We start from the raw sequence: 3257 nt of genomic DNA, 5'->3' as shown, positions 1-3257 counted from the left end.
AATTTGAAATGTCCAACTTTAAATCTTACTGCTTTTGGCGCTGTCTTGTTTTTTTGTACCTTAACTACTGATTAACAATTAGTTAAACCCAAAACTCGCGTTAAATTGCATGATAGCCTACCCTAGGGATAAAGGTTTACAGCTATCTTCATCATAGCATCTTTATGAACAGAATCTGCTATTTTTTAGGCAAAGGCTGAGCAATGGTAAGTGTATGGAAACCCTTAAATTTCTTAAGACGGAATGCGGAGTAGAAGTGCTCCTGAACGTACTGCACTTTACAAGTGCTGACAGCATCTATTTAAAAAAAGTACCGTTCAACACGGATTTTTTTGAGATCGTGTTCTATAAAAAAGCAAAGGGGAAACTTCTGCTGAATGATCACCAGATTGAAATGACCGCCAACAGTGTGGTTTTCCTTTCTCCATATCAGAAAAGGCAGTGGCATTTCGATGAGGGTGAACAGGATTTTACCATACTTCTTTTCCAGGAGGATTTCCTAAACGACTTTTTTGCCGATAAGCTGTTTGCCTATCGCTTGTTGTGCTTCTACCAGCTGGACTATCCGTTGAAGATGGAGGTGGGGAAAAAAAGATACAAAGCTTCTGCACGCTTCTGACAGAAATAAAATCAGAGCTTGTGCATCCCAAGGCCGACAGCGGACACATCATACGGTCGCTGCTCTATTATATTTTGCAGAAGCTGAACAGGGAATACGCTGTCGTCAACCAACTGAAAATGGATAGGAACAATGACCATGATGCCTTTCAATTCAAACGGTCGGTTGAAATCAATATTAAGCATAAACAGCGTGTGGGCGACTATGCCGACATGCTGGGGATCACGCGGGTTTCTTTGAATAAAGCTGTAAAGGAACAGTTCAACGTAACGGCTAAGCACCTGTTCAAGCAAAGGTTGCTCCTCGAAATCAAGTACTATCTTTTCCATTCCAAGCTTACACTCAGTGAGATTGCTTATGAACTTAATTTCCCCGAGCCCAATCACCTGATGCGTTTTTTCAAAGCCCAGACCGGGATGACGGCAGGGGAGTTTCTGCAGGTAAATGGTAAAGATGATTCTTTATAAGTGTAACGTTTCCTGAAGGTCAGCCACATAAAAAAGAGCCGCTTCAGGTATAGCTGAAGCGGCTCTTGGTAGAATGAAGCATGGAATTACCGAACCATTTCTACCTGGATATGATTACCTTAATACACTATTTGTAAGAAATGTTGCTTTAACTTTCTTTAGTATTACCCTTACTTTTCATTACCTCTTGCTCCTGGTATACTATTCTCTCTCTTGCGGACCGACACGCTTGACAAGGGTAAAAGAGCAGTTGAATTTTAGTAGTCCTATCTTAAATATCCACCGTTTTGAAAATGAAAAGTAGGGTGAAGTTAAACTATAGAAAATGAGTAAGTTATCATGCCTGATATTTGTAATATATTGCAACCAAATAGGATATAATTGGTATATAGAATACTTTGTTTTATTCAAATTTAATGCAAATAACTTATGGCAGATTTACTCGAGTCTTTGCGTGGATTCATATCCCCGGACCTCATTTCAAGAACAAGCAGAGAATTAGGCGAGAGTGAGCCTGCAACTGCTAAAGCATTTGGTGGTATATTACCAGCCTTATTAGGAGGATTAGTTAACCGCACATCCAATCCAGGAGCTATGGGATCCATCTTTAATCTGATCCGGCAGAGTGATAGAGGTTTGTTATCCGATATAACGAATACTGTTCCGGGGGCACCGAGTAGCACCGCACCTATTGGTAACCAGTTTTTGTCTGAGATCTTTGGTAACAACTTAGGGGGAGTCAGCAGTGCACTCAGTAATTTCGCTGGTATTAAATCTACATCAGTTTCGGCTATACTTGGCTATTTAGCTCCGTTAGTGTTAGACTTTTTAGGTAAGAAGACCCACGATGATGAATTGGATGAGCGCGGATTAAGCAGTTACCTGAGCAGCCAGAAGTCTAGTATTATGGGTGCGCTTCCTGCAGGCTTAGGTAGCATTTTAGGGTTAGGAGGGGCAGGTGCCGCCGCCGCTGCACCACATTTTGAGCGACCAGTACATACACCTGTTACGGAAAGAGTACATCATACCCCTCCACCTGTACCCAAAAAGAAAACGAATTGGGTTTGGCCTTTGTTACTGGGTCTTGGAGCGCTGTTGTTGCTTTTGTTTGGACTTCGTAACTGCAAAGACGATACAGACACAGAAACAGTGACTCCTGCGCCTGTCACTACCGAAGAATCAACTGTTGCAACTGATGTAGATACGATGGCTACAACTGAAACAGATGCAACATTTACAGAAAGAGAGATTCCAGGTGGTGTAGTGCTCAACATCCCACCCAATGGTATTGAAAGCAAACTGGTAGCATTTATTGAAGACGAAAATCAAGAGCCTGATAAAACAGGCTGGTTTAGTTTTGACCGCCTAAATTTCGATACTGGAAGCGCCCGAATACAACCTGAATCGCAGGAACAGATTGATAACATTGCGAAAATACTGAAAGCCTACCCGCAGGTTAACATCAAAATCGGAGGCTATACTGACAATGTGGGCCAGCCAGCTTCTAACCTTAAGCTTTCTCAGGAAAGAGCCCAAGCCGTAAAAGCTGCTATTCAGAAATTAGGTATAGTTGCAGGTCGCTTAGAGGCAGAAGGGTATGGCGAACAGCATCCTGTGGCAGACAACACAACGGAGCAAGGTCGTGCCCAGAACCGACGTATTGATGTATTGGTTACAAAGAAATAAGGCGAGTTGACTGAGACAGATACAGCTAACGCTTTTTTAATATCTCACACTGGTTTCCTCTGAAACGAGTGAAACAGATAATGCAAAAAACTAAACACTTTAGAAGAATACAATCTGCTCTACCTCATAGTTCGATAAGTCTAACCGAAGGGGAAATTTATCGAACCAAAAAAGCCGCTCCATATGATGTGGAGCGGCTTTTTTATAGTGGTAGCCCGTAGGGGAATCGAACCCCTGTTGCCAGAATGAAAATCTGAAGTCCTAACCCCTAGACGAACGGGCCAAATCATTTAAAAAACCTGTTTTTGAATGATGGTGCAAAGATACGGCTTTCTGGATATATACAAAACTATTCTCCGGTTTTTTTTAATTTAGGCTTTAACTCATTCATACTCAGCAATTAGAGTTATTACAAAAAATATTGGTTTTCCTTAATGCTTCTTGTAAATTCGCACTGAAAATATCACCTTTCAAAACTAGATACT

The 3257-nt window shown here is 41.5% G+C and carries 3 protein-coding genes and 1 tRNA gene; 3 read left to right on the top strand and 1 reads right to left on the bottom strand.

The window, feature by feature from the left end; all coding sequences use genetic code 11:
• The first annotated feature begins 214 nt into the window (after window positions 1–214).
• The 3 genes from FJM74_RS22240 (at window position 215) to FJM74_RS21990 (ending at window position 2772) form a co-directional block, all read left to right on the top strand.
• On the top strand, window positions 215–619 hold the full coding sequence (locus tag FJM74_RS22240) for a cupin domain-containing protein (RefSeq protein ID WP_206684091.1): 405 nt from the start codon (window positions 215–217) through the stop codon (window positions 617–619).
• A gap of 20 nt (window positions 620–639) precedes the next feature.
• Entirely contained in the window at window positions 640–1086 is a 447-nt protein-coding gene (locus FJM74_RS22705) for a helix-turn-helix domain-containing protein (RefSeq protein WP_206684090.1), read from the top strand.
• Between the two features lie 429 nt (window positions 1087–1515).
• A complete protein-coding gene (locus FJM74_RS21990) occupies window positions 1516–2772 on the top strand; it encodes an OmpA family protein (protein ID WP_187264807.1) in 1257 nt (418 codons plus the stop codon).
• Window positions 2773–2980: 208 nt separating this feature from the next.
• Here the strand turns inward: FJM74_RS21990 and FJM74_RS21985 are convergent.
• A tRNA-Glu gene (locus FJM74_RS21985) sits at window positions 2981–3055 on the bottom strand.
• Between the last annotated feature and the right edge of the window lie 202 nt (window positions 3056–3257).

Origin of the sequence: Pontibacter beigongshangensis, from assembly GCF_014332515.1 — a bacterium.
Lineage (GTDB): Bacteria > Bacteroidota > Bacteroidia > Cytophagales > Hymenobacteraceae > Pontibacter > Pontibacter beigongshangensis.
Note: the sequence above shows the minus strand (reverse complement) of the source record. Positions and strands in the feature narration are given on the sequence as shown.

Coding starts and splice junctions, on each gene's coding strand:
- FJM74_RS21990 (WP_187264807.1), top strand. CDS start 1,516: ATGGCAGATTTACTCGAGTCTTTGCGTGGATTCATATCCCCGGACCTC.
- FJM74_RS22240 (WP_206684091.1), top strand. CDS start 215: ATGGAAACCCTTAAATTTCTTAAGACGGAATGCGGAGTAGAAGTGCTC.